At 58.3% G+C, this 24,670-nt stretch carries 21 protein-coding genes; 12 read left to right on the top strand and 9 right to left on the bottom strand.

Translation table 11 applies throughout. From position 1 onward, the window contains the following. Positions 1-82 precede the first annotated feature (82 nt). A complete protein-coding gene (locus ACYVI2_RS00165) occupies positions 83-1,090 on the top strand; it encodes an Ldh family oxidoreductase (protein ID WP_415819391.1) in 1,008 nt (335 codons plus the stop codon). A gap of 13 nt (positions 1,091-1,103) precedes the next feature. Here ACYVI2_RS00165 and ACYVI2_RS00160 read toward each other — a convergent pair whose 3' ends face one another. Both ACYVI2_RS00160 and ACYVI2_RS00155 read right to left on the bottom strand, forming a co-directional pair. Then, positions 1,104-2,108: a Bug family tripartite tricarboxylate transporter substrate binding protein gene (locus ACYVI2_RS00160; protein ID WP_415819392.1), complete on the bottom strand. Its 1,005-nt coding sequence runs from the start codon at positions 2,106-2,108 to the stop codon at positions 1,104-1,106. Between the two features lie 67 nt (positions 2,109-2,175). After that, on the bottom strand, positions 2,176-2,472 hold the full coding sequence (locus ACYVI2_RS00155; RefSeq protein WP_415819394.1) for a YciI family protein: 297 nt from the start codon (positions 2,470-2,472) through the stop codon (positions 2,176-2,178). 165 nt (positions 2,473-2,637) lie between these two features. Here ACYVI2_RS00155 and ACYVI2_RS00150 point away from each other — a divergent pair, with 165 nt between their 5' ends. Further along, entirely contained in the window at positions 2,638-4,068 is a 1,431-nt protein-coding gene (locus ACYVI2_RS00150; protein ID WP_415819395.1) for an FAD-dependent oxidoreductase, read from the top strand. A 12-nt stretch (positions 4,069-4,080) separates the two neighbouring features. Here ACYVI2_RS00150 and ACYVI2_RS00145 read toward each other — a convergent pair whose 3' ends face one another. Then, positions 4,081-4,821 carry an SDR family NAD(P)-dependent oxidoreductase gene (locus ACYVI2_RS00145; RefSeq protein ID WP_415819396.1) on the bottom strand — a complete coding sequence of 247 codons (741 nt, stop codon included), beginning with the start codon at positions 4,819-4,821 and terminating at the stop codon, positions 4,081-4,083. Between the two features lie 307 nt (positions 4,822-5,128). On the opposite strand from ACYVI2_RS00145, the gene ACYVI2_RS00140 reads away from it, so the two are divergent. From ACYVI2_RS00140 to ACYVI2_RS00120, 5 genes are read left to right on the top strand one after another with little or no spacing between them, the layout of a single operon-like run. Continuing rightward, a complete protein-coding gene (locus ACYVI2_RS00140; RefSeq protein ID WP_415819397.1) occupies positions 5,129-5,956 on the top strand; it encodes a Bug family tripartite tricarboxylate transporter substrate binding protein in 828 nt (275 codons plus the stop codon). 5 nt (positions 5,957-5,961) lie between these two features. Continuing rightward, a complete protein-coding gene (gene leuC, locus ACYVI2_RS00135) occupies positions 5,962-7,377 on the top strand; it encodes a 3-isopropylmalate dehydratase large subunit (protein ID WP_415819398.1) in 1,416 nt (471 codons plus the stop codon). Between the two features lie 20 nt (positions 7,378-7,397). Next, positions 7,398-8,021, top strand: coding sequence for a 3-isopropylmalate dehydratase small subunit (gene leuD / locus ACYVI2_RS00130; RefSeq protein WP_415819399.1), 624 nt, complete (start codon positions 7,398-7,400; stop codon positions 8,019-8,021). Then, entirely contained in the window at positions 8,021-9,427 is a 1,407-nt protein-coding gene (locus ACYVI2_RS00125; RefSeq protein ID WP_415819400.1) for an MmgE/PrpD family protein, read from the top strand. Before leuD ends, ACYVI2_RS00125 begins: the two co-directional genes overlap by 1 nt. A 34-nt stretch (positions 9,428-9,461) precedes the next feature. Next, complete coding sequence (locus ACYVI2_RS00120) at positions 9,462-10,496, top strand: Ldh family oxidoreductase (protein WP_415819401.1); 1,035 nt, start codon at positions 9,462-9,464, stop codon at positions 10,494-10,496. A 44-nt stretch (positions 10,497-10,540) separates the two neighbouring features. On the opposite strand, the gene ACYVI2_RS00115 is transcribed toward ACYVI2_RS00120, so the two are convergent. From ACYVI2_RS00115 to ACYVI2_RS00095, 5 genes are all read right to left on the bottom strand, one after another. Continuing rightward, the gene (locus tag ACYVI2_RS00115) at positions 10,541-11,539 is read right to left on the bottom strand and encodes a tripartite tricarboxylate transporter substrate binding protein (RefSeq protein ID WP_415819402.1); all 999 of its coding nucleotides are present in this window, start codon (positions 11,537-11,539) and stop codon (positions 10,541-10,543) included. Positions 11,540-11,550: 11 nt separating this feature from the next. Continuing rightward, positions 11,551-13,179: a GMC family oxidoreductase gene (locus ACYVI2_RS00110; protein WP_415819403.1), complete on the bottom strand. Its 1,629-nt coding sequence runs from the start codon at positions 13,177-13,179 to the stop codon at positions 11,551-11,553. Continuing rightward, positions 13,180-14,166, bottom strand: coding sequence for a Bug family tripartite tricarboxylate transporter substrate binding protein (locus tag ACYVI2_RS00105; RefSeq protein WP_415819404.1), 987 nt, complete (start codon positions 14,164-14,166; stop codon positions 13,180-13,182). It abuts the gene before it with no gap. Positions 14,167-14,364: 198 nt separating this feature from the next. Then, positions 14,365-15,141 (bottom strand): SDR family oxidoreductase, encoded by a 777-nt coding sequence (locus tag ACYVI2_RS00100; RefSeq protein WP_415819405.1) that lies wholly within the window; start codon positions 15,139-15,141, stop codon positions 14,365-14,367. A gap of 23 nt (positions 15,142-15,164) precedes the next feature. Further along, positions 15,165-16,289, bottom strand: coding sequence for a CapA family protein (locus tag ACYVI2_RS00095; RefSeq protein ID WP_415819406.1), 1,125 nt, complete (start codon positions 16,287-16,289; stop codon positions 15,165-15,167). A 325-nt stretch (positions 16,290-16,614) separates the two neighbouring features. On the opposite strand from ACYVI2_RS00095, the gene ACYVI2_RS00090 reads away from it, so the two are divergent. From ACYVI2_RS00090 to paoC, 5 genes are all read left to right on the top strand, one after another. Continuing rightward, the gene (locus ACYVI2_RS00090) at positions 16,615-18,030 is read left to right on the top strand and encodes an MmgE/PrpD family protein (RefSeq protein WP_415819407.1); all 1,416 of its coding nucleotides are present in this window, start codon (positions 16,615-16,617) and stop codon (positions 18,028-18,030) included. Between the two features lie 414 nt (positions 18,031-18,444). Then, positions 18,445-19,128 carry a carboxymuconolactone decarboxylase family protein gene (locus ACYVI2_RS00085; RefSeq protein WP_415819408.1) on the top strand — a complete coding sequence of 228 codons (684 nt, stop codon included), beginning with the start codon at positions 18,445-18,447 and terminating at the stop codon, positions 19,126-19,128. A gap of 65 nt (positions 19,129-19,193) precedes the next feature. Then, positions 19,194-19,859 (top strand): aldehyde dehydrogenase iron-sulfur subunit PaoA, encoded by a 666-nt coding sequence (gene paoA / locus ACYVI2_RS00080; protein ID WP_415819409.1) that lies wholly within the window; start codon positions 19,194-19,196, stop codon positions 19,857-19,859. Continuing rightward, a complete protein-coding gene (locus ACYVI2_RS00075) occupies positions 19,856-20,806 on the top strand; it encodes an FAD binding domain-containing protein (RefSeq protein WP_415819410.1) in 951 nt (316 codons plus the stop codon). The genes paoA and ACYVI2_RS00075 overlap by 4 nt, the downstream gene beginning before the upstream one ends. Before the next feature lie 3 nt (positions 20,807-20,809). Next, positions 20,810-23,020 (top strand): aldehyde oxidoreductase molybdenum-binding subunit PaoC, encoded by a 2,211-nt coding sequence (paoC, locus tag ACYVI2_RS00070; RefSeq protein WP_415819411.1) that lies wholly within the window; start codon positions 20,810-20,812, stop codon positions 23,018-23,020. A gap of 205 nt (positions 23,021-23,225) precedes the next feature. On the opposite strand, the gene ACYVI2_RS00065 is transcribed toward paoC, so the two are convergent. Further along, entirely contained in the window at positions 23,226-24,647 is a 1,422-nt protein-coding gene (locus ACYVI2_RS00065; RefSeq protein WP_415819412.1) for an aldehyde dehydrogenase family protein, read from the bottom strand. Between the last annotated feature and the right edge of the window lie 23 nt (positions 24,648-24,670).

Here is a 24,670-nt window from a genome sequence, read left to right as displayed (position 1 = left end):
ATCGCACGCTGTCTGCGTGCGACGGCTCTTCATTGGCGTGATCCCGCGATGCGGGAATCAAAATTTTATAGACGAGTTTCCCGTGCATACCTACGAATCTCATAGCGCCGATCGCGTACATTTCAGTGTCGATGACGCCCGGCAACATATGCGCCAGATTGTGGCCCGTATTGGTTACTCGCCCGATGAGGCGGGGATCATTGCCGAGCAGCTTCTTGATGCGGCTCTGTGTGGATATGAGTATTCCGGATTTCCGAAAATTCTGGATCTCGCCGCCCATCCCAAGGTGCAGCAGGGAAGGGCCACACCGAAGATCTATCACGAGACCCCGGTATCGGCGTTGTACGACGGCGGCAATACGGTAGGTATGCTGGCCCTGCATACTGCGACTCAGACGGCGATCCAACGGGCTGCTGAGCATGGTTTCGCGGTGGTAGGTGTCTACAACAGCTGGATGACGGGACGCAGCGCCTATTTCGTCGAGCAGTTGGCCAACGTCGGTCTCATCGGGATGTTGACTGTCTCATCGTTCTCGATAGTGGCTCCGCCGGGGGCATCGGCTGCCGCGCTTGGGACCAACCCTATTTCCTTCAGTTTCCCGACTGAGAATGATCCCTTGGTGATTGACTTGGGGACGTCTGCCTATATGGTTTCCGAATTGTCTCTTGTACAGCGCCGGGGAGGAGAGCTGCCTGAGGGAGTTGCCATCGACAAGGCGGGCGTTCCTACCCGCGATCCTCAGGCGGCTCGTGCCGGGGCGTTATTGAATTTTGCCGGTTATCGCGGATTTGCCATCGGACTCGCGATGCAGGCGCTGGGTGTGATGGCTGGCTCGGACAAGAGTCCTGACAAAGACTACGGCTATCTATTGATCGCCATGAGGCCTGATTTGCTTGTGCCTCTGGAGGACTATCGCCGCGGACTTAGCGAAACACTGGCCAGGATAAAAGCCACGCCAAAACAGGCCGGCGTGACGGATATTCGCCTGCCGTCCGAACGCGCATTTGCCGAACGCCGAAAGCGACAGGATATGGGTATCAGTATTGATCGCCGCATTTGGGATCAGCTGCAATTACTCGGCTCAGCATGATTTTTCCTGTTCGCTATTGGCTGCTGGCCTTGATGCCTGATTGCCTGATGATGTCGCCCCAGTGCCGGTATTCTTCTGATAAATAGTCGCTCATCTCTGTAGTCGTCATGGTGTGCGGCGTGGCACCTTGAGTCAGAAAGTGATCGCGAATTTCAGGGGTTTCCATGATCTTGCGTATCTCATGGTTGAGCTTTTCGGCAATTTCGCGCGGCAAACCTGGTGGTGCGACCAAGCCGTACCATCCGGATGCCGTTCCGATGGTCGAGACACCCAGTTCGGCAAAGGTCGGCACATCCGGAAGGAGCGGCGACCGCTGAGAGCCCGTCACTGCGAATGCGCGAAGCTTGCCTGATTTGATGCCGGCCAGCGCAGCGACGACGGTGGGCATGGAGGCGTCCACATGACCCGCTATGACGTCGGTCAGTGCGGGCGCTGATCCACGATATGCCACGAATTCGAAATCGACGCCGGCCGCACGCTGCAGGAGCTCGCTGGCGAGGTGGCCTGGTGCGGCCTGTCCGGTCGTGGCGACGGAAAGTGGAGTGTCGCGAACCTTCAGTTGGTCGAGAAAAGACTGCAGGTCTGTTCCGGGAATGGCAGGGTTGGTCACCAGTACATTGGGAACATCGGCAATCATGGTGATGGGCGTGAAGTCTTTAACCGGATCCAGTTTGTTGGTGCTGTACAGATGAGGATTCGTTGTCAGCCCCATGGTCGTGACCAGCAAGGTATATCCGTCGGGCTTTGCCGCTGCGGTGAGGCTGGCGGCGATGAGGCCGTTGGCACCGGGCCGGTTTTCTACGACGATGGTCTGACCCAATGCCGGGCTCAGATATTGAGCAATGGCCCGCGCGACGAAATCGCCGGACCCGCCGGGTGAAAAGCCAACCAGTAAAGAGATGGCCTTGACGGGATAATTCGAGTTATCGGCAGCCGTGGCTGCGGGCAAAGGGGAAAATGACAGTGCTGCAGCTGTCAGCGCCGAGGCGGCATATCGCCAGTAGTGAGCTGTCTCCACGAAATCCTCCGAGTGCCACTGTTTAGATTTTTTAAAGATGCGGTGCATCCGCATCCTGGCGATAGGGTCAGTCCGCGCGTTGTGGATTGAAGCGGCCTTTGCGCATGCGTCGTACTACGACGGCCTCGAATACGCCGGCCCTGCAGAAGGTCTCATTATTGATGAAGTCTTCCGCTTCTTTACGGGTTTCTGCGTTGAGAATAAACAGACTGCCCAGTGAGGCGGCGCCATCGTCGGTTTGCTGAGGCCCGGAAAAGAAAATCAGGTCGGTGTTCGTATCCAGGTAGTTGCGATGTTCCGCCAGCAGTTTTTCCCGTGTCTGCGCCTGATTGGGTTTGTCCGTGCACATGATGAGCCAAAGCATTGCGTCTCCCGATTAGTGGTGAGGATTTTTGCTTCTTAGAACCAATTGCAGTGTGGTCGACTCAGGCGGGGTTGATATGGCCCGCCTATAAAGTTCCATTGAATGGAATTAGTCTTGTTTGACAAAACTCATGATAGCATCTCGACAGAAAATTGGGAGACTCCGATGTCGAGAAATGGCGAGGAATTTTGCGATGTCGTCGTAGTCGGCGGCGGCATTGCCGGCCTGATTGCGGCGCTGCGATGTGCGCAAGGAGGACTGAAAGTCAGTGTTCTCGAAAAACAAGCGGAACCGCTGTACCTCTGCAATTCTCGTTTGAGTGCCGGCGTGTGGCACTGCTGCGCATCGGATATTTCCGGCGATCCCGCAGGACTGCAGGAAAAGATGATGCAGGCCACCGCGGGAGAGGCTGATCCAGACTTGGTTCGCGTTGTCGCGCACGACGCGGTGAGGGTGGTGCACTGGCTACGCGATCAAGGGGCGAAGTTCATACGGGGTCCCTATGCCTATCAGAAATATGTGCTCGCTCCGCCGGCCGTGTCGCCGCAAGGCGCTGTCTGGAAAGGACGCGGGCCGGATGCCGCGTTGCAGGCTCTGGAGGCTGCGTTGACGTCCAGAGGCGGATCGCTATTGCGAGGCCGTCGGGTCACAGGGCTCTTGGTCGATGAGCAGGGCGTGCATGGCGTCAGCGGCGAGTGTCACGATGGCGTACCTTTTCACGTGAACTCAAGGCATGTCGTGATTGCGGACGGAGGATTCCAGTCAAACGTAGAGAAAATCGGCCAATGGATTGCGGCCGATCCCGAACGTGTCGTCCAACGGAACTCGCGGGCGAGCAGTGGAGACGGCCTGCGGATGGCGGTAGAGGCAGGAGCGGCGACCAGTACGTTGAGCGGTTTCTATGGGCATCTATTGTCGCAAGATGCATTGGAAAACGCCGAGCTGGCGACTTACCCCTATCTCGATTATCTGGCGACGGCGGGGATGCTGGTCGATTCGACAGGCCGGCGCATCGCCGACGAAGGGCTCGGCGGCGTGTATCTGGCGAATTGCCTTGCCCGGCAGCCTGTTCAATCTGGTCCCTATTTTGTGATCGTTGACGAGAAGATCTGGCAAGAGTGCGGCGCTATGCGGATCACTTCTCCTAATCCGTTATTGCAGAAGCTCGGCGCAACGCTGTATCGGTCGGACTCGATCGGGGGGCTGGCCGAGTTGGGCGGAATAGATGCAGTAGGTCTGAAAGACAGTATCCACACCTATAACCAAGCGGTCGAAACGGGGGCTACGGCAGCGTTGGAGCCGCCTAGACAGATTGAAAAATATACGCCCATGCAAATTGCGCAGACGCCTTATTACGCATTTCCGGTCTGTGCCGGGATAACTTACACGATGGGCGGAATACGGATCAATGCAGATTCTCAGGTGGTGAATGAAGGAGGAAGTCCTATCCCCCATCTATATGCGGCAGGATGCACGACAGGGGGCTTGGAAGGGGGAACCCGTCATGGGTATGTGGGTGGTCTGGTGAAGTCGGGAGTAACGGGGTTGCGCGCGGCAGAGCATATTCTGGGAATATCGGTATCTCATCCGGGATAAAGCCGGTGCGGATCAGAATGCGTAGCATCCCTGCGTGATCGTTGTCCGGCCGCCATCGACGACGATATTGGTGCCATTGACATAGGAGGACCAATCGCACGCCAGAAACAAGGCCACGCGCGCGACGTCCTCCGGCGTCCCCATGCGCCCGGCCGGCGTGAGCGCGACGAGCCGATCATCGTTCGGACGGCCGATGCCGTCCCGGATTCCTCCCGTAGCAATGCTATTGACGCGTATGCCGTACTGGCTGAGGTCATGAGCCATGACATGCGTCAGCGAGGTGATGCCTCCTTTGGCGCTGGAGTAGGCAGCGAGGCCGGGGTTCCCCAGCGCGCCGTCGATGGAGCCGTGATTGATGATGGAACCTCCGCCGGACCCTTTCATGAGCGGCAGGAAATGTTGTGAACATATAAACGCGGCCGTCAGATTCCGCTTGATCATTTGATCCCACGTGTCGATCGAGGTTTCTTCGAAACGTTGGCCGATGGTTCTGCCGGCAAGGTTGAACAAGACATGGACTTGTCCATGAGTTCGTTCGCACTCGCGTGCGACCGCCGAAACTTCGTCTGGATTGGATACGTCGATCAGGAAGCGCGGGCCTGGCGATTTGGAGTGTCCCGTCGAGGTCCACCCGTCGTCGGTATCGTCCAGGCAGATGACGGTGGCGCCTTGTTCCGCGAACAATTTCGCCGCCACCCGGCCAATGCCGTAGGGGTTACCCGTAATCACTGCCGTCTTGTCTCGCAGTAGCATCTTGCTGTCCTGATAGAAGTTTCATTTAATGAAACTATGTTTGATAATCAGAACTTCGATGATACTATTCGCGCATCGCTAAAGAAATCAAAAAAAGCCGCGATGCAGCCTGGCTTGAATTCAACAGGAACGTTAGGTCAGAGGAGGCGCTGTGCAAAAATCAATCGTCAACATGTGCAGAATCGTCTGTACATTGCTCGTGATCGTTTGTGTGATGGGCCCGGGCCGCGTGGCGGCGCAGCCTGCGTATCCGGACAGGCCGATTCGATGGGTAGTGCCGTGGCCGCCTGGAGGCGGGGCCGATTTGATGGCCAGGATCATTAATATGAAGGTGGGGGAGATCCTGGGCCAGCCTGTGGTGATCGAAAATCGCAGTGGGGCGGCGGGGAACATCGGCACACAGATAGGGGCCAATGCCGAGCCGGATGGCTATACGATGACGTTCGGCTACTCGGGTACGCTATCGATCAATCCTTTTATCTATGAGGATACGCATTGGCGTCAGAGCGATTTTGCGCCCGTCATTTTTCTGTCAAAGGTACCGTTGGCGCTGGTGGTCAATGCCGAGCTGCCAGTGAAGAACGTACAAGAGTTCATTGAGCTGGCCAAAACCAGGCAGCTGACCTTTGGTTCGTCCGGGCAGGGTTCCATCAACCATCTGGCTGGTGTTCTTTTTGCTTCGATGACGGGGGCGAATCTCATGCATGTTCCTTATCGTGGCGGCGGGCCTGCTTTGAATGCCGTCATGGGCGGGCAAGTCGATGCGTTGTTTGTCGTGCCCGTCGTTGTTGCGCCTCAGCTCAATGGAACCAAGCTAAAGATTCTCGGGGTGACGAGTGCGCAACGCTCCGAGATACTTCCGGGTGTTCCCACGATCGCAGAGGCCGGTGTGCCTGGTTACGAGGTGAGTTCCTGGAATGGCGTGATGGTGCCGGCGGGAACTCCCGAAACCGTCATTTCCCGGTTGAATAAGGCTTTCAATGAGGCGCTCGATGATCCCAAGGTCAAGAAGGGATTGGTGGATACCGGCTACGAAATCATAGGGGGCACGCCTGAGCGGTTTACCCATTGGGTCGATAGCGAGCTAGAAAAATGGGGGCCGGTCGTCAAGCAAGCCGGTATCCGGTCGGAGTAGCGAGCATGGATGCCCCTCGAACGATTTTTGAAAAAATCTGGAATGACCATGTGATACTCACGCGCCCAGATGGTACAGCATTGCTGCATGTCGATCGGAATCTGGTTCACGAAGGGTCTTTTCACGCATTCGCGTCGTTGCGTGTCGAAGGCAGAAAGGTTCGCCATCCGCATCAGAACTTTGCCGTGACTGATCATTACGCGCCTACTGTTGACCGAAATCGGGGAATGGCTGCCATCTCTGATCCTGAGCGGCGCGAGATGATTGTGCTGCTGAGAGAAAACGCCAGGGATTATGGTGTGAGGCATTTCGATCTGGACGATCCAGACCAAGGGATTGTCCACGTCATCGGTCCGGAACTGGGACTCAGCCAACCCGGGCTGCTGATTACCTGCGGCGATTCGCATACCTCTACTCATGGCGCCTTGGGAGCCTATGCGTTCGGGATCGGGCAATCACAGTTGCGGCAGGTGTTGGCCACCCAGACCATCTGGCAGAAAAAGCCCAAAACGATGCGTATACAGGTGGAGGGCGCTGTCGGTCCGGGCGTTTCTGCGAAAGATATTGTGCTGTCCATTATCGCGAAAATCGGCGCAGGCGGGGCGACAGGCTACATGATCGAGTATGCGGGGTCGGCGATTCGCACGTTGTCGATGGAGGGGAGGTTGACCGTATGCAATATGTCGATCGAGGCCGGAGCGCGGACCGGCATGGTATCGCCGGATGATACGACCTTTGCCTATTTGAAGGGCAGAAGGTATGCGCCCAAAGGGGCGCAATGGGATCAGGCCGTTGCGCAATGGCGGCGGCTAGCCACCGATGACGATGCCCCGTTCGATCGTGAAGTCTCGCTGGACGCGGCGGCAATTGCTCCTATGGTGACTTGGGGAACCAGTCCAGAAGACGCTTTGCCTATCGATGGCGTGGTTCCAGAGCCGCAGTCCGCCGGCAATCCCGACGACCGTGCTCGCATGGAGAAGGCGCTGCGCTATATGGATCTGGTGCCCGGATCACGGCTGGATCGTATCGAGATCGATCGTGTCTTCATCGGCACATGCACGAACGGACGTATAGAGGATCTGCGGGCAGCCGCCGAGATCCTGAAAGGAAGAAAGACGGTCGTGCCGGCGTGGGTCTCGCCCGGATCGACCGCGACCAAACGACAGGCCGAGGCTGAAGGGTTGGACCTGATATTCAAGCAGGCAGGTTTCGAGTGGCGAGATTCGAGCTGTTCCGCCTGTGCGGCCATGAACGGAGATCATATCGCCCAAGGCGAACGTTGTGCCTCGACATCGAACCGGAATTTTGAGGGCCGGCAGGGAGTAGGAGCCCGTACTCATCTGGTGAGTCCCGCGATGGCGGCCGCCGCTGCCGTGACGGGCCGTCTGACCGACGTTCGTCATTTGATGGCATCCCATTGAGGGGTGGGGGAGATTCCCGAATGACGCCCTTTACTACACTGACCGCAGTTGCTGCGCCACTGGACATCGCCAACATCGACACCGACGCCATCATACCGGCACGATTCCTGCGCAAGCATCGGGGCGATCCTGACTATCCGACCTTGGCATTTCATGATCTGCGTTTTTCTGCGGACGGTACCGAGAATCCCGCCTTCGTTTTGAATCAGAAGCCTTATCGCGCAGCGCAGGTGCTGGTCGCCGGCGCTAATTTCGGATGTGGCTCATCTCGCGAGGCTGCAGTCTATGCGCTGATGGATACGGGAATACGTAGCGTCATCGCGCCATCATTCGGCGATATTCATTACGCGAATGCGCTACAGAATGGGTTGTTGCCGGTGGTATTGCCCGACGATCAATGCGGGGTCTTGCGCGCCGAACTTCACACTGCGCCCGGATCTGCAGTGACAGTGGATCTGGTGGAACAGATCGTTGTGTCGCCCACTGGTACGAGATACAGATTCGACATCGATGCCGCGCATAGAGAAAGCCTGCTGAAAGGGCTAGACGATATTGAGCTCGTGATGACGCATCTGGACCAAATCAAAGCCTTTGAGGCGAAACGCCAGGCAAAACTGCCCTGGCTGAACGAGGAGAATACTTAATGGCCCTGCCGTCGGTGTCCACATTACCGCTACCGGAAAAACTGAATACGCATGCCAGAGGTCTGCTCGAATACCTCCATGGCCTGGCGGAACTGACCGACCCGCATCCGCTGGAACGGGCCCGTGGTTGTTTGATGGACGCGTTGGGATGCGGCTTGTTCGGCGCCACCCAGCCTTGGGGAAAGATCATTACTGAAGAGGCGTTGTCAGAGTCCAGCCAAGGGCATTGCCGCATCCTCGGGAGCACAGCAATGGTCGCTGCGGGGCAGGCAGCGCTATGCAATGGTACGGCGATGCATGGATTCGAGCTGGATGATCTATTGTCCGCGGCGTTGATTCATCCTGGCGCGGTGATCGTGCCGGCCGCGATTGCGGCTGCGGAGGCGGTCGATGCCTCAGGGCTGCAATTGTTGCGCGGCATTGTGGCGGGCTATGAAGCGATGGAGCGTATCAGCCTCGCGCTGGGTACAGAGCCCTCTCATCGAGGCTTTCACAAGACGAGTGTGGTGGGGCCGGTGGCAGCATCGATCGCGGCCTCGGTTGTCATGAGACTGGATTTCCAGCAGCTGCAATGGGCGGTCGGCTTGGCATGCTCGTGTGCCTCTGGGGTCAAGAATTTCGCCGCTGGCGGCGCCGGCATGGTGAAGCGCCTGCATGCAGGCAGGGCGGCGGAAGCAGGCGTGCGGACGGCGTTGCTCGCCCGGCGGGGCTTTACGGCACCGGTGGGGGCTATTGACGGAAAGTTTGGTTTGCTGGAGGCTTTCGGTGGAGCCACGGCTCGGCCGGAGCTGCTGGATGATGCGTTGGGCAGCCGTTGGGCGGTGGACGATGTGTGGGTCAAGGTCTATCCGATCTGTGGTTGGATACAGGGAGTCGTTCAGCTGATTCTCGAGATGAGAGAGCAAGAATCTCTTGATACTGCCTCGGTGGCCGAGGTCGTTGTGTCGACCAGTACGTTTGCGGTAAAGAACAATGGGAACGTCGAGCCCGAAGACACCATGGATGCGCAATACAGCATCCCATACTGTGTGGCGGTGGCGTTGACTGGCGAGCCGATGGATCCCAGTGAATACGGTGTCGCGCGCATTCAGGATTCCAGACGAAAAGCTATTGCTCAACGCGTGACTTTAAAGGCGGACCCGGCCGCCGATGAGGTCTATCCCAAGCACTTTTTCAGTGCTGTTTCGTTGCATTTAAACGATGGGCGCGTATTGTCTGCTCGCACGATGGACCCCCATGGGACGCCTGATCATCCATGCTCGCCTAAAGAGAGAGCGCAAAAGTTCACGAGGCTGGTTGAACTCGCGGAACTGGACATTGATGGGTCCAAATCCCTCGCATGTGTTGAAGGCATAGCAGCGATATCGGCGCGAGAGCTGATGGACAGCATGACGCCGTCTTTGTGATTCAAAACCCTCTCTTTATCTGATGAACAAAACCATGACAGAAACGCTGCTCGACAAAGAAACCGCTGATACTGTGCGACTCAGTGTGGAGGATGCTCAGACGCTGGGCGAAACCGCGCTTGCCAAACTGGGTTTTACGCAGGAAGAGGCGAGGATGGTTGTGACGCACCTGATCGACGCGACGGTGTGGGGATATGAGTTCGCCGGTTTGCCGCGCATTTTGGTAATCGCGGATAGACCCGAACTGAAGAAGCCACGCAATCCGGTTTCCATCGTTCGGGAAACGCCTGTGTCGGCGCTGCTGGATGGCGGCAACCATGTTGGATATGTGTCGATTCCCCGCGCGGTGGATGTGGCGATCGACAAAGTGAGGCAATCCGGTGTGGCGATTGTCGGCCTGCGCAATAGCTGGTTCGCGGGACGCAATGGGTATTACCTGGAAAGAATCGCTCGCGCCGGATATGTGGCTGTTTATTTCGGCAGCAGCACACCCAGTGTCGTGCCTCCTGGCGCTAGCAAGAAGATCCTGGGAACCAATCCATTGGCCATTGCCTTGCCTGGCAGGGTCAATCCTTTTATCTTCGATATGGGAACCGGAACCGTGATGACGGGAGAGATCCTGTTGAAGGCTTTTCTCGGAGAGGAATTCTCGGAGATCGTGGGAATAAATGGCGAGGGGGTACCCACGCGCTCTGCACGGGAACTGAAAGAGGGCGGCGTCTTTCCATTTGGCGGACACAAAGGCTACGGCGTGTCGTTGGCGGTGCAGGCGTTGGGCTTGCTCGCGGGCTCTCGTTTTCGTAATGGGCAGGTCAGCGATTTCGGATCGCTGTTGATTGCCTTTGATCCGGAACTGCTCATGCCGCTGGAGCAGTTCACCACTGAGCTTGAAGAACTGCTGACGAAAGTCAAGACGCTACCCAAGCAACCCGGTGTGGTCGAGATTCGCATTCCCTCCGAGCGAGGATTCAAAGAGCGCGAGATCCGGCGCCAGCAAGGTGTGCTGGTCAACAAGCACGTGGTGCAGCGGCTGCATGATATTTGCGGCACGTCGGTGCCTCTCAAATAGGTGTCAGTGAAGCAGGGGCGGTGCGCAGCCCCTGCATGGCGCCATCACTCAGGCCGAATGCCGGCTTGGGCCAGTTCCTTGGACCAACGGCGCATGTCTTTGCGGGCCCAGTCTGTGAATTCGTCGGGCGTGCTGCCGATCAAGGTAAAGCTGAGGTCTTCCAGTTGTTTCCGGGTCTGGGGTTGTTTCAGTATTTCGGAAAGTTTTGCGCTGAGTTTTTCTGTGATGGCTCGGGGTGTCTTGGCGGGCAGCAGTACGCCATAGCAGGTATTGACCTCGAAGCCGGGATATCCCGACTCGGCAACGGTAGGGACGTCTGCCACCAACGGCAGTCTTTGCGCGGAGGTGACTGCCAGCGCCTGGACACGGCCGTCACGCACGTACGGAATCATTTCGTGTGGAGCCGAAAAGATCAGGTCGATCTCCTTGGCGATCATGGCTTTATTTGATTGCCCTGCGCCCTTGTAGGGAACGTGCACCATCTGTATTCCCGCCTTTTGTTTGAAGAGAGCCGCAGACAGGTAGCTGGTCGTGCCTATGCCGGAAGATCCGTACGTCAGGCCGTCCGGGTGGGCTTTGGCGTAGGCGACGAGTTCCTTGACCGACTTGACCGGTATTTTTTCCTGTACCACCAGCATATTGGGAGCGCAGGCCAGCAGCGATACCCGTTCAAAATCGTTCATTGTGTCGTAGGGCAGGTTCTTGTACAGGCTCGGGTTCAAGGTATAGCCACCCGCGATGAGAAGCACCGTATAGCCATCTGGAGCCGCCTGGGCGACTGCGGAGGTTCCTATGATGCCCCCGGCGCCCGGGCGATTTTCTACGACGACAGATTGCCCCCAGCTTTCTGCAAGTTTGGCCCCGAGAAAACGGGCGAGCACGTCAATGCCTCCGCCGGGCGAAGAGGGGGCCACGATTCGAATCGTTTTTTCGGGATACTTGCCCGCCGCTTTTTGAACATCGGCGTTTGCTGCCAGCACTGATACGGAGGCTGCGGCCAGCGTCATGCCGGCAAGCATATTTATCGTTTTTATGCCTTTCATTGTCCTCTCCTTTACGAATGATCGGCGAGAATCATGTCCGCGGCTTTCTCGCCGATCATCAGGCAAGCCGCGTTAATGTTGCCGGAAATGATGCGTGGCATGATGGAGGCGTCCGCGATTCGCAGGCCGTCGATGCCGAGGACGCGCAATCGAGTGTCGACGACAGCATCGGCGTCATTGCCCATTCTGCAGGTTCCGCAAGGGTGATAGATCGTGCTGGCTTTTTCGCGCACGAAGCGCAGGATGTCTGCAGGAGACGTCACAGTGGCGCCAGGTTGGTACTCATCTAGGATGAGGCTTTCGATAGGATCCGTCGCCAATACCTCACGCAGCATGGGTAACGCGCGTTGGTAGAACTCCTGATCCGTCGCTGTGCTGAGATAGTTTGGCTGGATGGCCGGCGCAGTGTGCGGATTGGCGTCTCTCAGTTCGATATGACCCCGGCTAGTGGGCCAGCATTGAGACACTGATACGGAGAACGCAGAGAAACGGTGCGGGTTCTTGCCGATGCCCGGCGTGCTGAAAGGCATGAAGAAAGCCTGTGCATCGGCGAACGGCAGCGTGTCTTGTGTTTTGAAAAACATACCGGTCTGACCCGTTGCAAAGGTGAGAGGGCCGCGCCGCTGAAATAGGAACTTTGCGCCGATGGCTGCCTTGCCGCGCCAGCTGGACAACTGATCATTGAGGGTGATGGGCTGCCGGGTTCGGCAGATCACCCGCACGGCCAGATGGTCTTGAAGGTTGCGGCCGACCTGCGTCCGATCGGCCAGAGCGTTGATCCCGATGCTTTCCAGGTGTTGTGCGGGTCCGATACCGGAGAGCATCAGCAACTGGGGGGTGTTCACTGCGCCCGAGCACAATACGATTTCCCGTCTGGCTCGCGCTTGTATCGATGCGCCACGCGCGTGGCGGTATTCGAGGCCGACGGCGCGGTGGTTGTCAAAGAGGATACGCTGCACGCACGCGTTTACCTCGACGCTCAGGTTGCGCCTATCGCGAGCAGGACGGAGCGCGCCTTTTGCGGAATTGGACCGCAGCCCACGACGCACCGTCAGATCGTAATGGCCGATGCCCTCCTGTGTGCCGGCGTTGAAGTCGTCGTTGCGCGGTAGCCCCCAGTTCGCGCCCGACTCGATGAAAGCGCTGCAGATGTCCAGATGGTCGGTGGGTTTGGACACCGCGACCGGGCCGCCCGTGCCGTGCATCTCGTTTTCGCCGAGATAATGATCCTCGGATTTACGGAAGTAAGGAAGCACGCCATCCCAGTGCCACCCGTTGCAGCCAGAGTCGGCCCAGCCGTCGAAATCCTGCCGGTGGCCTCTGATATGTACCATGCCGTTAATGGCGCCGGAGCCTCCGATGACTTTGCCGCGCGCCATATAGATGCGGCGGCCTGCCAGTTCCGCCTGCGGCTCGGTTTCGTATGCCCAGTTGACCTTGCGGTTCATGATGGTCTTGCCCACCCCTAGGGGGATGTGAATCCAGGGAGAACGGTCCCATCCGCCAGCCTCGAGTACCAGCACCGAGAAACGGCCGTCTTCGCTGAGGCGGCTCGCGACGATAGCGCCTGCGCTGCCAGCGCCGATGACGATGAAGTCGAATTCCTCGGAGGAGCGCTTCACATTCTGTTTTTGCGGCATTCAATACGCCTCGATCTTGATGGTCTTGCCGATCTTCTTCCAGTTGTTCACTTCTTTTTCGACAAACTGGCGCACGTCGGGCGGCGAACTGGTGACGGCTTGCATTCGCGCCTTTTGCAGAGTCTGTACGGTTTCCGGCATGCCAGCCGCGGTGTTGAGGCCGTCGTTGAGCGTCTTGACGATAGCGGGAGGCAGGCCTGCCGGCCCTGCCAGCCCGTAGAACAGATAATTTCCCAGCCCGTGAATTTGGGGAATTTCAGATTCGTCCAGCGTCGGGACATCGGGCAGATCATCGAGCCGCCGCGATCCCGTGACGGCAATGGCCTTGAGCCGGCCGTCTTTCACGAACGGCACGGTGAAGGTCGTGATGGCGATGGCGAAGTCGAGCGTACCCGCAGCCAACTCGCGCGCGACTTCCGCGTCGCTTTTGAACGGGACATGTACCATGTCTATCCCGGTCAGCATCTTTAATTGTTCTGTTAGCAGGTGATTGGAGGAACCCACACCGGCGGAGCCGTAGTTCAATTTTCCGGGATGTTCCTTCGCATATTTGACGAGGTCAGATACCGAGTTGACGGGCAGTCCTGGTCTGACGACGTACAGGGCCTCCACTTCGGCAACGCGCGAGATGAACGTCAAGTCCTTTAGTGGATCGTAGGGAATATCACTGCGTACGCTGGGGTTGCGCACGAGTCCACTTGCGCTACTCATCCATAAGGTGTAGCCGTCAGGTTGCGAGTTCAGCAACGCCTGCACGGCGAGCAGTTCTGAGGCCCCCGGCTTGTTCTCTACGATGACAGGCGTTTTTAGCAGGTCAGACAGTTTCTGGGCGTATAGTCGCGTGACGGTATCAACGCCACCGCCGGCTGCGAAGCCGACCAGGATGCGGATCGGCCGAGCCGGATAAGACGTCTGTGCGCGGGCGAGCGGAGTGAAGAGAAGCGCAGCGCTGCCCAGCAGCAGCGCGCGGCGTGTGTTGTCGGTCATTCTTGTCGTCTCCTGATATGCTTTTTTTTGTGGCTAGCGGAAAAGTGCCTGTTAGCACTGATTCACTAGCCCAAAGCAATATAGGCGCGCTTTCTTGTGTGTGTACCGACGTGTGCTTGAAGGACTTTCAAGCCGGTTTTGTAATTGAGACCCTCATGCTGGGGTACCATGATTGGACAGGCGTATGCCTGTCCTGTCTCAGAATAACGATCCGACCATTCCGCCGTCGACCGTGACGGTGGAGCCGGTGACGAAACCGGCCTGGCGTGACGCGAGGAATGTCACGACGCCGCAGACTTCTTCCTGCAGCCCCATGCGTCCGAGCGGCGTCATTTTCTTGCGTGCTTCGGCTTGTTCGGGCGTATAGGCGGCGGTACCGGTTCTGTGCGACGTGTCGATCAGGGCCGGCGCTACACAGTTGGCAGTAACGCCATGTCTGCCCATCTCGTTCGCGAGATGCCGCATATATGCGGTGACGCCGGAACGGAAGACCGTCGACAGGCTGTGATGCGGCATGGGCTGCTTGACCGAGGCGGAGGTGATGGCCACGATCCGGCCCCAGCCTCGATCCTGCATTAATGGCAAGACGTGGTTGACGACCTGGATCACGCTCCAGAGCTGGTTCTGGTAGGCCTCTTGCCAACGGTCTTCTTCGGTTTCTTTAAGTGTCGCGCGTAGCGGATTGGGGGCTCGGCCTGTATTCAGCACGAGTATATCCAGCCCTCCGAACTCGGTTTTCAGTATGGACGCAAGACGTTCGAGGTCGGAGGCGAGCAGCATGTCGCCCACGACCGCACGTGCCTGCACGCCATGTGTCTGCGCGATTTCTGCGGCGACGGCCTCGAGTTTGTCGGCGGTCCGCGCGAAAAGGACGACATTCGCTCCCTCTGCAGCAAGTGCGTGAGCGATGTTGCGGCCCATGCCGCCACTGGATGCGGTCACGAGAGCGACCTTGCCGGTTATTCCAAGATCCATGATAAGTGTTGCCCTTGTCAGGTTCAGGCGTCTTGCGCCGTAATCACGACTTCGTCGCCTTCTACCGTGAAACGATGAGGCATGTCTTCGGAGGCCCATTCGAGATAGGACACGATTTCCGAAAACTTGGGGTCGCCGTTTTTCAGGACCTGTGGGCGGTAGCGCTCATCCATGGCCATGGGCAGGAATGAGACGCGCTGGATGCCTTGCTTCGTTACCACGGCCTTGGCCAGCAGGCTCAAGGTGCAGGCCTTGCCGTAGGGCATGAGCGGAAATTCCGGGTCCAGGTCTGCGTGGTTGCGCACGGCGCCATGCGCCCAGGCGGGTTCTTTCCATGACGGTGCCGGAAATCCTTTTGTCATGGCGAATACACCCAGGCTGTAGAAGATGGGCTTGCCCTGATAGATTTCGATGGCTTTGGGCAGGTGAGGGGCATGTCCGACGACCATGTCGGCGCCGGCATCGATCGCAGCGTGGGCGACGGCGACCTGATAGTCGGAGATCACGCGCGGTAATCGGATAACGCCGGAATGAAACGCCAGGATGACGATATCAGCTTCTTTGCGTAATGCGCGGATGTCTTCGATCAGCAGGGCGAGGTCTTTGGGATCGGGCTCGGTGCGGATGCGCACTGGCTGATGTGGGCCGCGGGTTTCGTAGCAGGTCTTGACGCGAATCGATGCCACGCCTGGCTTGTTCGGGCCAGCCTCCGTGCCTGCCGTGGCAACCGAGGTGTAGCCGAGATAGGCCACTCGCACACCGTTTTTCTCGACGATGGCGGGCTGGCGTGCTTCGGCCAGGTCGCGGCCAGCGCCCGTGACCTGAATGCCCCGTGACGCGAAAAGCTCGCGGGTATCCAGCGCTGCCTCGGGACCCGCATCGAAGCTGTGGTTGTTGGCCATGGTGACGGCGTCGAAACCGCCATCCGTGTAGATCTGCGCCATCTCGACCGGCTGCGCCACCTGGGGTGCGTGGTCTGCCTGTACGCCGCGGTCGGAGTAGGTGCGCATGCAGTTGACGAAACGCATGTCCACGCTCTGCAGGGCTGCGCGCACGCCCTCCGTGTAGCCTTCGATCGGGAAGCCCTGCTTAGGGCCGTGGGCGGGGCCGCAATCGCCGCCGATCAGCAGGGAAACGCTATTGGACATGGAATCTCCTCATCTTGATTGCATTGGCGTACCCACGCTGAGCACGCGAAATAGTTTATTGGTGTTGGGGTGGAACAGGTTCTTCATAAAGGGGGCAGGTCGGCATGGGATGTTGCCACTGCCGCGACGAACTCGCCCCGGAACGAATCTGACACGATGAATCCATTCTAGCATTATCGATGAAAAATGGGATTGGTTTTATTCAATGAAACTTCGTGTGGGCGATATGTGAATATCAGTTGAGTGACTTTCAACGCACGCTTGGCAATCAGTGCGTCCGGGGAGGGGATCATGCCGTTTTCCCCGAGTAATGGAAGCAATGCCTATGAACGCCGCTATTGACGCGTCCCCCCTGGTGGATTGCCCGCCGTTGGAGAATGCGGTCATCCATTTCATTCGCCATTTCGGTGAGGAGCACCTGACGGCCCATTTGCGCGGGATGGTCAGCCGAGTCATGCGAGACCAGTTCAGTTCCCAGATTGGCAACTCCCGGCTGCCGTGGTCGAAGCAGGTACGTGCGCTCGCAGAGCGGCGTCACGTGCCTGGCCGCAGCAGGATCATCTCCAGCGAGCGCACGATGAGCGCTATGGACGCAGCGTTCGTGAACGCGACTTATGCGCACGGCTTCGAGTACGACGAAGGGCATCGCTCCAGCAACAGCCATCCCGGCAGTTGCGCTGTTGCTACCGCGGTGGCGGTGGGTGAGGAGACGGGAGCGACGCTGGGTGAAGCCGTCTCGGCGATTCTCATGGGTTATGAGGTTTACGCGCGTATTGGGGTTTTGGCCGCGCCCGACCTGATACAGCGAGGCTTTCATCCCGCCAGCGTGCTCGCGAGTTTTGGTGCGGCAGCGGTGTGCGCGAAGCTGAGACAGTTCGATGATGAAACGACACTGCATGCGATGGCGATCGCCTTGAGCCATGCTTCTGGGGCGTCCGAGTGCACGTCCACCGGGGGCTCTGTAAAGCGGGTGCATCCTGGCATCGGGGTGCGAGGCGGGATGATGGCGGCCGATCTCGCGCAGGCCGGCATTACGGGGCCGCGCGCTTTCTTGAGCGGCGTCAAGGGGTTCTATCGCGCGTTTCTGCAGCGGCCTGTGGCGTCCGATGCGGCAGAGCGGTTCGGCTTTGGGCAGTCGTTTGAAATTTTGCGCGGTGGCTTCAAGCGATACTGCTGCTGCGGCGCCAATCATGCGGCGATCGATATCCTGAGTGCCTACGCTGGGCGGCTGGACGAGATCGCAGCCGTTACGCTGCGCATTCCGAAACTCAGCAACACGATGGTCGGAACGGTTAATGCGAATGCCTATGCCCCGGCCAACATCGAGCATGTGCAGTTCAGCTTGCCTGCGCAGGCGGCGTTTGCATTACTGGGGTATGGCAACGGCTATGGAGCGCATCTGAGCTATCTCGAAGGCAGGCTGGACATGGATCTGGTGATGCGCACGGCTCGTAAAGTCACACTCATCGAATCTCCGGAACTGGATCAGCAATATCCCCGCAAGTTTGTAACTGAGGCGACCGTGAGGTTGGCCGGCGGTAGAACAGAAACGCACTTCGTCGAGAACTCGCTGGGAACGCCTGATAATCCAATGACCGAGGAGGCGCATGACGCGAAGTTCATGGAGTTGACCACTGCAGCACTCGGCAAGGCACGTGCCCGCGAACTGTTAGTGGCGTTGCATGAGTTGCCTGATGATATGCGCCTCGAGGATTTGACCGCGATGTGTGTGGCCCGTTAGGCAGGCGAACATCACATCGTCGTAAAAGAGGCGGACTTCCGTATGGTAGGCAGCCGCCAGTATGAGAACCGGCTTTGCCTCCGTCGCAGGAGAGGGCGCCTTAGTCTATTTATGAGCCTGGCTTATATTGGCTTTCATGATTCATCTTCTATTCAATGAGGCATGAATTGAAGAATACTTGGTTTGTTCACGAAGCGCAGGATGGCGATGTCAAGTGAATGCAGGGCACCGCCTGCCCGCGACGCCTGATTAGATATTCGCGCGGTTTGCCGCTTTGGATGGAGAAAGTTGCTGATGAGCAAGGCAGCGCCCACAAAAAACCGTTGTATACACCTCCACGCCGGTGGGTTGGCCGTTGTCCTAACTTTGGCCGCCACCTTAGGGCACACAGCCAATGAAAAGGAAACCAAGCCTATGACCCAATCCCAAATGACCACGCCCAGTGCGTCCGAAACCCTGAGCGCGCGCCAGCAGGCCATCGTGCCTATCGCGGCGGTTGCTGCCGTGGGCGACATCGCCAGACTGAATACCGCATTGAACCAGGGGCTGGATGCCGGCATGACGGTGAGCGACGCTCGGGAAATCCTGATCCAGCTTTATGCCTATGCGGGTTTTCCTCGCAGCCTCAATGCCTTGGGCGAACTGATGAAGGTCGTGCAAGCGCGCAAGCAGCGTGGAATTCAAGACGCTCTGGGCAGTGCGCCCAGCCGTCCGATCCCGAAGGGTGACGCGCTGATGACTGCCGGGACGGCCAACCAGACTAAACTCTCGGGCGGCCCGGTGGACGGCCCCCTTTTTGACGTCGTTCCCACCGCCAACGAATATCTCAGGGCGCACCTGTTTGGCGATATCTTCGAGCGCGACAACCTGGATTGGCAAAGCCGCGAGCTGGCCACGGTGGGTATGCTCTCTGCGCTACCGGGTGTGGAACCGCAGTTGCTCGCGCACATGCGCATCAGCATGAACGTGGGCATTACCGAAGGCCAGCTGCGCCACGTCATTCAGATATTGGCCGACCGGGTGGACGCGAATATGGCCGACCGGGCACGCGAGGCGCTGGCTCGTCAATTAGAGAGCCTGTCTGGCAGGAAGCAGTAACGCGCTGCGGTGAGCACCGACCATACACGATTTTGCGACCACAACAGTGATAGGAGCAGAGATAAATGGGTGAATCGGAACATGTAAATGGTACGCGGCGGGATATGCTAGTTGTGGGAGCTGTTTCTGCTGTCGCTCCTCTTGCGCCATTCGGTATTGCGCATTCCAAGGAGTTCATTGGCAACTCGCGAGATCAACAAGCGTCGCTCTCGGTACAGAACGCCATGCGAGTTGCTTTCAATGTGAACGGCACCGGTCGCGACCTCACCCTCGACCCACGAACCACGTTGCTTGATGCGTTGCGCGAGCATCTCCGTCTAACGGGCACCAAGAAAGGCTGCGATCACGGACAGTGCGGAGCGTGTACTGTGCTGGTCGATGGGATCCGTATCAACGCATGCCTTAGCCTTGCAGTGATGCACCAAGGCCAGACGGTCACCACGATCGAAGGACTCGGTACGCCGGATACCCTCCATCCGATGCAAGCCGCTTTTATCAAACACGATGGCTATCAGTGCGGCTACTGCACGCCAGGCCAGATATGCTCGGCCGTTGCCGTACTCAATGAGATCAAATCCGGTGTGCCGAGCCACGTCACGGATGACCTGACGACACCCGTCGATACAAGCGGTGTAGAGATGCGCGAACGGATGAGTGGAAATATTTGCCGTTGCGGTGCGTACTCGAACATCGCAGAAGCTATGGTAGAAGTTGCACGGAGCCTCACATGAAGGAGTTCACCTACGAACGGCCGAAAAGCCCTGTTGAGGCAGCGAGGAGTGTGGCGCAGCGACAAGGTGCAAAGTTCATTGCGGGAGGCACCAATCTCCTTGATCTCATGAAGGTCGAAATCGAAGCGCCGACGCATCTAGTCGATGTCCAGGACATAGGGTTGGACAGGATTGAGGCGACAGAGGAGGGTGGATTGCGAGTTGGTACGCTGGTCACCAACACTCAACTTGCCGCTGACCCACGCGTACGGCGTGACTACGGTTTACTGGCGCGTGCGATCGTTGCCGGTGCCTCTGGACAACTTCGCAACAAAGCCACGACGGGCGGCAATTTGCTTCAGCGTACCCGTTGTCCGTACTTCTATGATCCTAATATGCCCTGTAATAAGCGGGTACCGGGTTCCGGTTGTCCGGCAATCGGCGGATTTAGTCGGCAGCTTGCCGTCATCGGCGCGAGTTCCGATTGCATTGCGACAAATCCCGGGGATATGGCGGTCGCGCTACGCGCTCTGGATGCCTCGGTGGAGACGATTGACGCCGACGGCCACACCAGAGTGATACCGATAGCTGATTTCCACCGGCTGCCTGGCAGGACACCGCATATCGAGACCGAGCTTGAGCCCGATGAGCTGATCACAGCGGTAAGGTTGCCCGCGCCGATCGGTGGGCGGCATTTGTACCATAAGGTTCGCGATCGTGCATCTTACGCCTTTGCGTTGGTCTCGATCGCAGCAGTCATTGGCGAAAATGGTAGCGGAAGAGTGGCAGTTGGCGGCGTCGCTCCTAAACCTTGGCGAATCGACGCCGCGGATGCAGCAATGCCGCACGGTGCCAAGGCGGTTGTGGCGGAACTGATGCGGGAAGCATCGCCGACCCACGAGAATGCTTTCAAAATACCGTTGGTAGAAAGAACGCTCGCTTACGTGATGGCGCAATCGAAAGGTTGATCTATGAAGTTTGACACTCCTGCAGCACAGAATCCTATAGACCGACTGGCTGTCATCGGCAAGCCTCATGACCGTTTCGAGGCAAAGCTGAAGACGACGGGGAAGGCAACTTATGCCTATGAATATCACGAGGCAGTCCAGAACGTCGCGTATGGCTATATTCTAGGCGCTAGCATTTCAAAAGGGCGTATCGAGTCGATCGACACACGGCTAGCGGAAGATGCGCCCGGCGTACTCGCTGTTATCACCTATCGCAACGCGGGGCCACTGGGCGTAGGAGAGTTTTACGTTCAACGCATGCTGGCATCGCCTGATGTCGATCACTACCATCAACCAGTCGCGATCGTGGTGGCCGAGACCTTCGAGCAGGCGCGTTCAGCCGCGTCACTGATCCAGGTCAACTATAAGCAAGCTGTTGGGAAGTTTGATCTCGCCTCGCAACTAGAGAGTGCTCCGGTAGCGAAAAGGATGCCATTTGGCGGCCCGACCGAGACGCATGTCGGAGACTTTGAACAAGCTTTCCGGAAGGCTGAGGTCAAGGTCGATGAGACCTACATGGTCCCCGATCAGGCACATGCCATGATGGAGCCTCATGCGACGATAGCGGCCTGGGAAGGAAACAAGCTAACCTGCTGGACCTCTATTCAGCAAATGAATTGGGGCACTCGAGACCTCGGGCGTATTCTGAGGATTCCTCGCGAGAGTGTTCGGCTGATCTCCTCGTTCGTCGGCGGGGGGTTCGGCGGCAAGGGCACCGTGCAGTCTGATCTCGTACTTGCATCCGTAGCCGCTCGGATCGTGCAGCGACCGGTCAAGGTCGCGCTCCAGCGGCCAATCATGTTCAACAGCACGATTCACCGGCCAAAGACCATTCAACGGATCCGGCTTGGCGCGACTCGTGACGGGAAACTTACTGCGGTCGGCCATGAAAGCTGGTCCGGCAATCTTGCGGGTGGCCGAACTGAACCGACGACGCTATCCACTCGTGCACTCTATGCGGGCGCAAACCGCATGACTCGTGTCCGACTTGCCACGCTAGATCTTGCCGAGGGCAATGCAATGCGTGCACCGGGAGAGGCACCGGGATTGATGGCACTTGAAGTCGCCATGGACGAAATGGCTGAAAAGCTCGATATGGATCCTGTCGAGCTTCGTATCCTGAACGACACGCAAGTGGATCCGGAAGACCCGAGCAGACCGTTTTCAACGCGCCCATTTGTCGAATGCCTGCGAGCGGGCGCTGAGCTGTTTGGTTGGAGTGCCCGTAAGCAGCAACCTGCTCAGGTGCGGGATGGGGATTGGCTTATCGGATGCGGGATGGCGAGCGCCATACGCGGGGCTCCTATCGCCAAGGCCTCCGCACGTGTGCGTCTTAATCGGCTGGGGTTAATAACGGTCGAGACCGATATGACCGATATCGGCACCGGCAGCTACACAATCGTCCAGCAAACGGCAGCCGAGATGATGGGTGTTCCACTTGAACAGGTGGTGGTGAGACTAGGGGATTCCAGTTTTCCGGAAACACCGGGCTCCGGCGGCCAGCAGGGGGCTCCTTCAGTTACCGCGGGTGTTTACGCTGCCTGTATGAAGCTGAGAGCAGCCGTTGCCGAGCGCCTTGGCATTAGCGATACCGAGGCCCAGTTCGTTTCGGGTGAGGTTCGGCTCGGAAACCGCTCCATATCGCTTGGCCGCGCCGCTGCCGGCGGGGACCTCGTTGTCGAAGACAGCATGGAGTTCGGTGATTTAGCGAAGCGCTTCTCGATTCAAACCTTCGGCGCACATTTTGCCGAAGTCGCAGTCAATGCTTTTACAGGGGAAGTGCGAGTCCGGCGCATGCTCGCGGCCTGCGCCGCGGGCCGCATTCTCAATCCTAAGACGGCACGTAGCCAGGTAATCGGTGGCATGGTGATGGGAGTCGGGGCAGCGTTGATGGAGGAAATGGCCGTCGACAGACGATACGGGTTCTTCGTCAATCATGATCTGGCTGGCTACGAGGTGCCTGTTCATGCTGATATCCCGCATCTTGAAGTCCTGTTCATCGACGAGGTCGACCCAATGATCTCGCCAGTCAAGGCAAAGGGGATTGGTGAACTGGGGTTGACAGGAGTAGCCCCCGCCGTTGCAAATGCGATTTACAACGCCACCGGCGTGCGCGTGCGGCAGTACCCGATCACACTGGATAAGTATCTTGATCGACTGCCAGATATCGCTTGATGATCACTCTGACTTTGGTGCCAACCACAGTGCTGGGCCGAAACTGTCGAAGCCCTCTCCCATTGATAAGTCACACTCATCGAATTCCGGAACTGGGCCAGCGATATCCCCGCAGGTTCGTGACTGAGGCGACCGTGAGGGTGGCCGGCGGCAGAACAGAAACGCACTTCGTCGAGAACTTGCGGGGAATGTTGTTGCTTCAGTATCAGAGGTAGCCGATCAAGGCTTTTACTTCGAGATATTCTTCCAGGCCAAACACGCCCATTTCACGTCCGTTGCCAGACTGTTTGTAGCCGCCCATCGGCGCGGCGACGTTGCTGGGCGCGCCGTTGAGAAAGATACGGCCGGCGCGAAGGCGTGCTCCGAGCGAACGGGCCTTGGATGGGTCGCGCGTGAAGAGGTAACCGCCCAGTCCGTAGTCTGTCTCATTGGCGATTTCTACCGCTTCATCTTCGTCGCGGTAGGTGATGACGCACAGGACCGGTCCAAAGATCTCTTCGCGTGCGATGGTCATGTCGGGGCGCACGTCTGCGAATACGGTCGGCTTCACGTAGTAGCCACGGCTCAGGCCCTCGGGGCGTCCCGGGCCGCCGCAGACGACGCGAGCACCTTCTTCAAGGCCTTTATCGATGTAGCCCTGGATACGTTCGAACTGTGCCTTGTTCACGGCAGGTCCCATCGTGCTTGCGGGATCCTGAGGATCGCCGACCACCAGCTTGCTGGCTTCCGATGCCAGCAATGCCTCCAATTCTGCTGCCTGGCTTTCGTGTACGAGGATGCGTGAAGGGGAGTGGCAGGATTGCCCGGTGTTGAAGCAGGCTCTGCCGATATTCCATTTCGCTGCCGCCTGCAGATCGGCATCCGGCAGGATGATGTTGGCCGACTTGCCGCCGAGTTCCTGGCAGACGCGTTTGACCGTGGGCGCTGCCGTGATGGCGACCTGGATGCCGGCGCGTGTCGACCCGGTAAATGACAGCATCTCGATGCCGGGATGCGCTGCGATGGCTGCACCGACGGTTGGGCCATCACCGTTTACCAGATTGAAGACGCCTTTCGGTACGCCGGCATCGTGGAAAATTTCGGCTAACAGGATGCTCGTGATCGGCGTGAACTCGCTGGGTTTGAACACGACGGGGCAGCCTGCCGCAAGTGCTGCCGAAATCTTGGTGGACGGGGTCTGGATAGGCCAGTTCCAGGGCGCGATCAGACCGCATACGCCAATGGGCTCCCTGCGGATGATATTGATGCCGTCGATTTTTTCGAACTCGTACTGCGCGAGCGTCTTGGCCATCTGCCGGAAATTTTCGGTGGCTGCGCGCGCGTGGTTGACCGCGGTGATCGGGGCGCCTAGCTCTTCGGAGGCGGCCGCCATCAATTCGCCCTCGCGTTGTTGCATCAGTTCCGCGATGCGCAATAGCAGCGCGACACGCTCCTCTTTGCTGGTGGCGCTGAAACCCGGAAAGGCGGCCCGCGCGGCCTCTACTGCACGATCCACGTCCTGGGGGCCGGCGAACGCAATACTGGCGAAAGCTTGCTCGGTGGCGGGGTTGATGAGGTCGAAAGTGCGGCCCGGCGTGACCGGGTCTACCCATTCGCCGCCGATATAAAGCTGGCCATATTTCTTCATGTGATTCGATCCTTGATTGGGGT

It is taken from the genome of Bordetella tumbae (assembly GCF_054780995.1).
Note: the sequence above shows the minus strand (reverse complement) of the source record. Positions and strands in the feature narration are given on the sequence as shown.

Coding starts and splice junctions, on each gene's coding strand:
- ACYVI2_RS00115 (WP_415819402.1), bottom strand. CDS start 11,539: ATGAAAGGCATAAAAACGATAAATATGCTTGCCGGCATGACGCTGGCC.
- ACYVI2_RS00105 (WP_415819404.1), bottom strand. CDS start 14,166: ATGACCGACAACACACGCCGCGCGCTGCTGCTGGGCAGCGCTGCGCTT.
- paoA (WP_415819409.1), top strand. CDS start 19,194: ATGGGTGAATCGGAACATGTAAATGGTACGCGGCGGGATATGCTAGTT.
- paoC (WP_415819411.1), top strand. CDS start 20,810: ATGAAGTTTGACACTCCTGCAGCACAGAATCCTATAGACCGACTGGCT.
- ACYVI2_RS00120 (WP_415819401.1), top strand. CDS start 9,462: ATGACAGAAACGCTGCTCGACAAAGAAACCGCTGATACTGTGCGACTC.
- ACYVI2_RS00100 (WP_415819405.1), bottom strand. CDS start 15,141: ATGGATCTTGGAATAACCGGCAAGGTCGCTCTCGTGACCGCATCCAGT.
- ACYVI2_RS00145 (WP_415819396.1), bottom strand. CDS start 4,821: ATGCTACTGCGAGACAAGACGGCAGTGATTACGGGTAACCCCTACGGC.
- ACYVI2_RS00140 (WP_415819397.1), top strand. CDS start 5,129: ATGGCCAGGATCATTAATATGAAGGTGGGGGAGATCCTGGGCCAGCCT.
- ACYVI2_RS00095 (WP_415819406.1), bottom strand. CDS start 16,289: ATGTCCAATAGCGTTTCCCTGCTGATCGGCGGCGATTGCGGCCCCGCC.
- ACYVI2_RS00085 (WP_415819408.1), top strand. CDS start 18,445: ATGACCCAATCCCAAATGACCACGCCCAGTGCGTCCGAAACCCTGAGC.
- ACYVI2_RS00090 (WP_415819407.1), top strand. CDS start 16,615: ATGAACGCCGCTATTGACGCGTCCCCCCTGGTGGATTGCCCGCCGTTG.
- ACYVI2_RS00110 (WP_415819403.1), bottom strand. CDS start 13,179: ATGCCGCAAAAACAGAATGTGAAGCGCTCCTCCGAGGAATTCGACTTC.
- ACYVI2_RS00150 (WP_415819395.1), top strand. CDS start 2,638: ATGTCGAGAAATGGCGAGGAATTTTGCGATGTCGTCGTAGTCGGCGGC.
- ACYVI2_RS00075 (WP_415819410.1), top strand. CDS start 19,856: ATGAAGGAGTTCACCTACGAACGGCCGAAAAGCCCTGTTGAGGCAGCG.
- ACYVI2_RS00065 (WP_415819412.1), bottom strand. CDS start 24,647: ATGAAGAAATATGGCCAGCTTTATATCGGCGGCGAATGGGTAGACCCG.
- leuC (WP_415819398.1), top strand. CDS start 5,962: ATGGATGCCCCTCGAACGATTTTTGAAAAAATCTGGAATGACCATGTG.
- ACYVI2_RS00125 (WP_415819400.1), top strand. CDS start 8,021: ATGGCCCTGCCGTCGGTGTCCACATTACCGCTACCGGAAAAACTGAAT.
- ACYVI2_RS00155 (WP_415819394.1), bottom strand. CDS start 2,472: ATGCTTTGGCTCATCATGTGCACGGACAAACCCAATCAGGCGCAGACA.
- leuD (WP_415819399.1), top strand. CDS start 7,398: ATGACGCCCTTTACTACACTGACCGCAGTTGCTGCGCCACTGGACATC.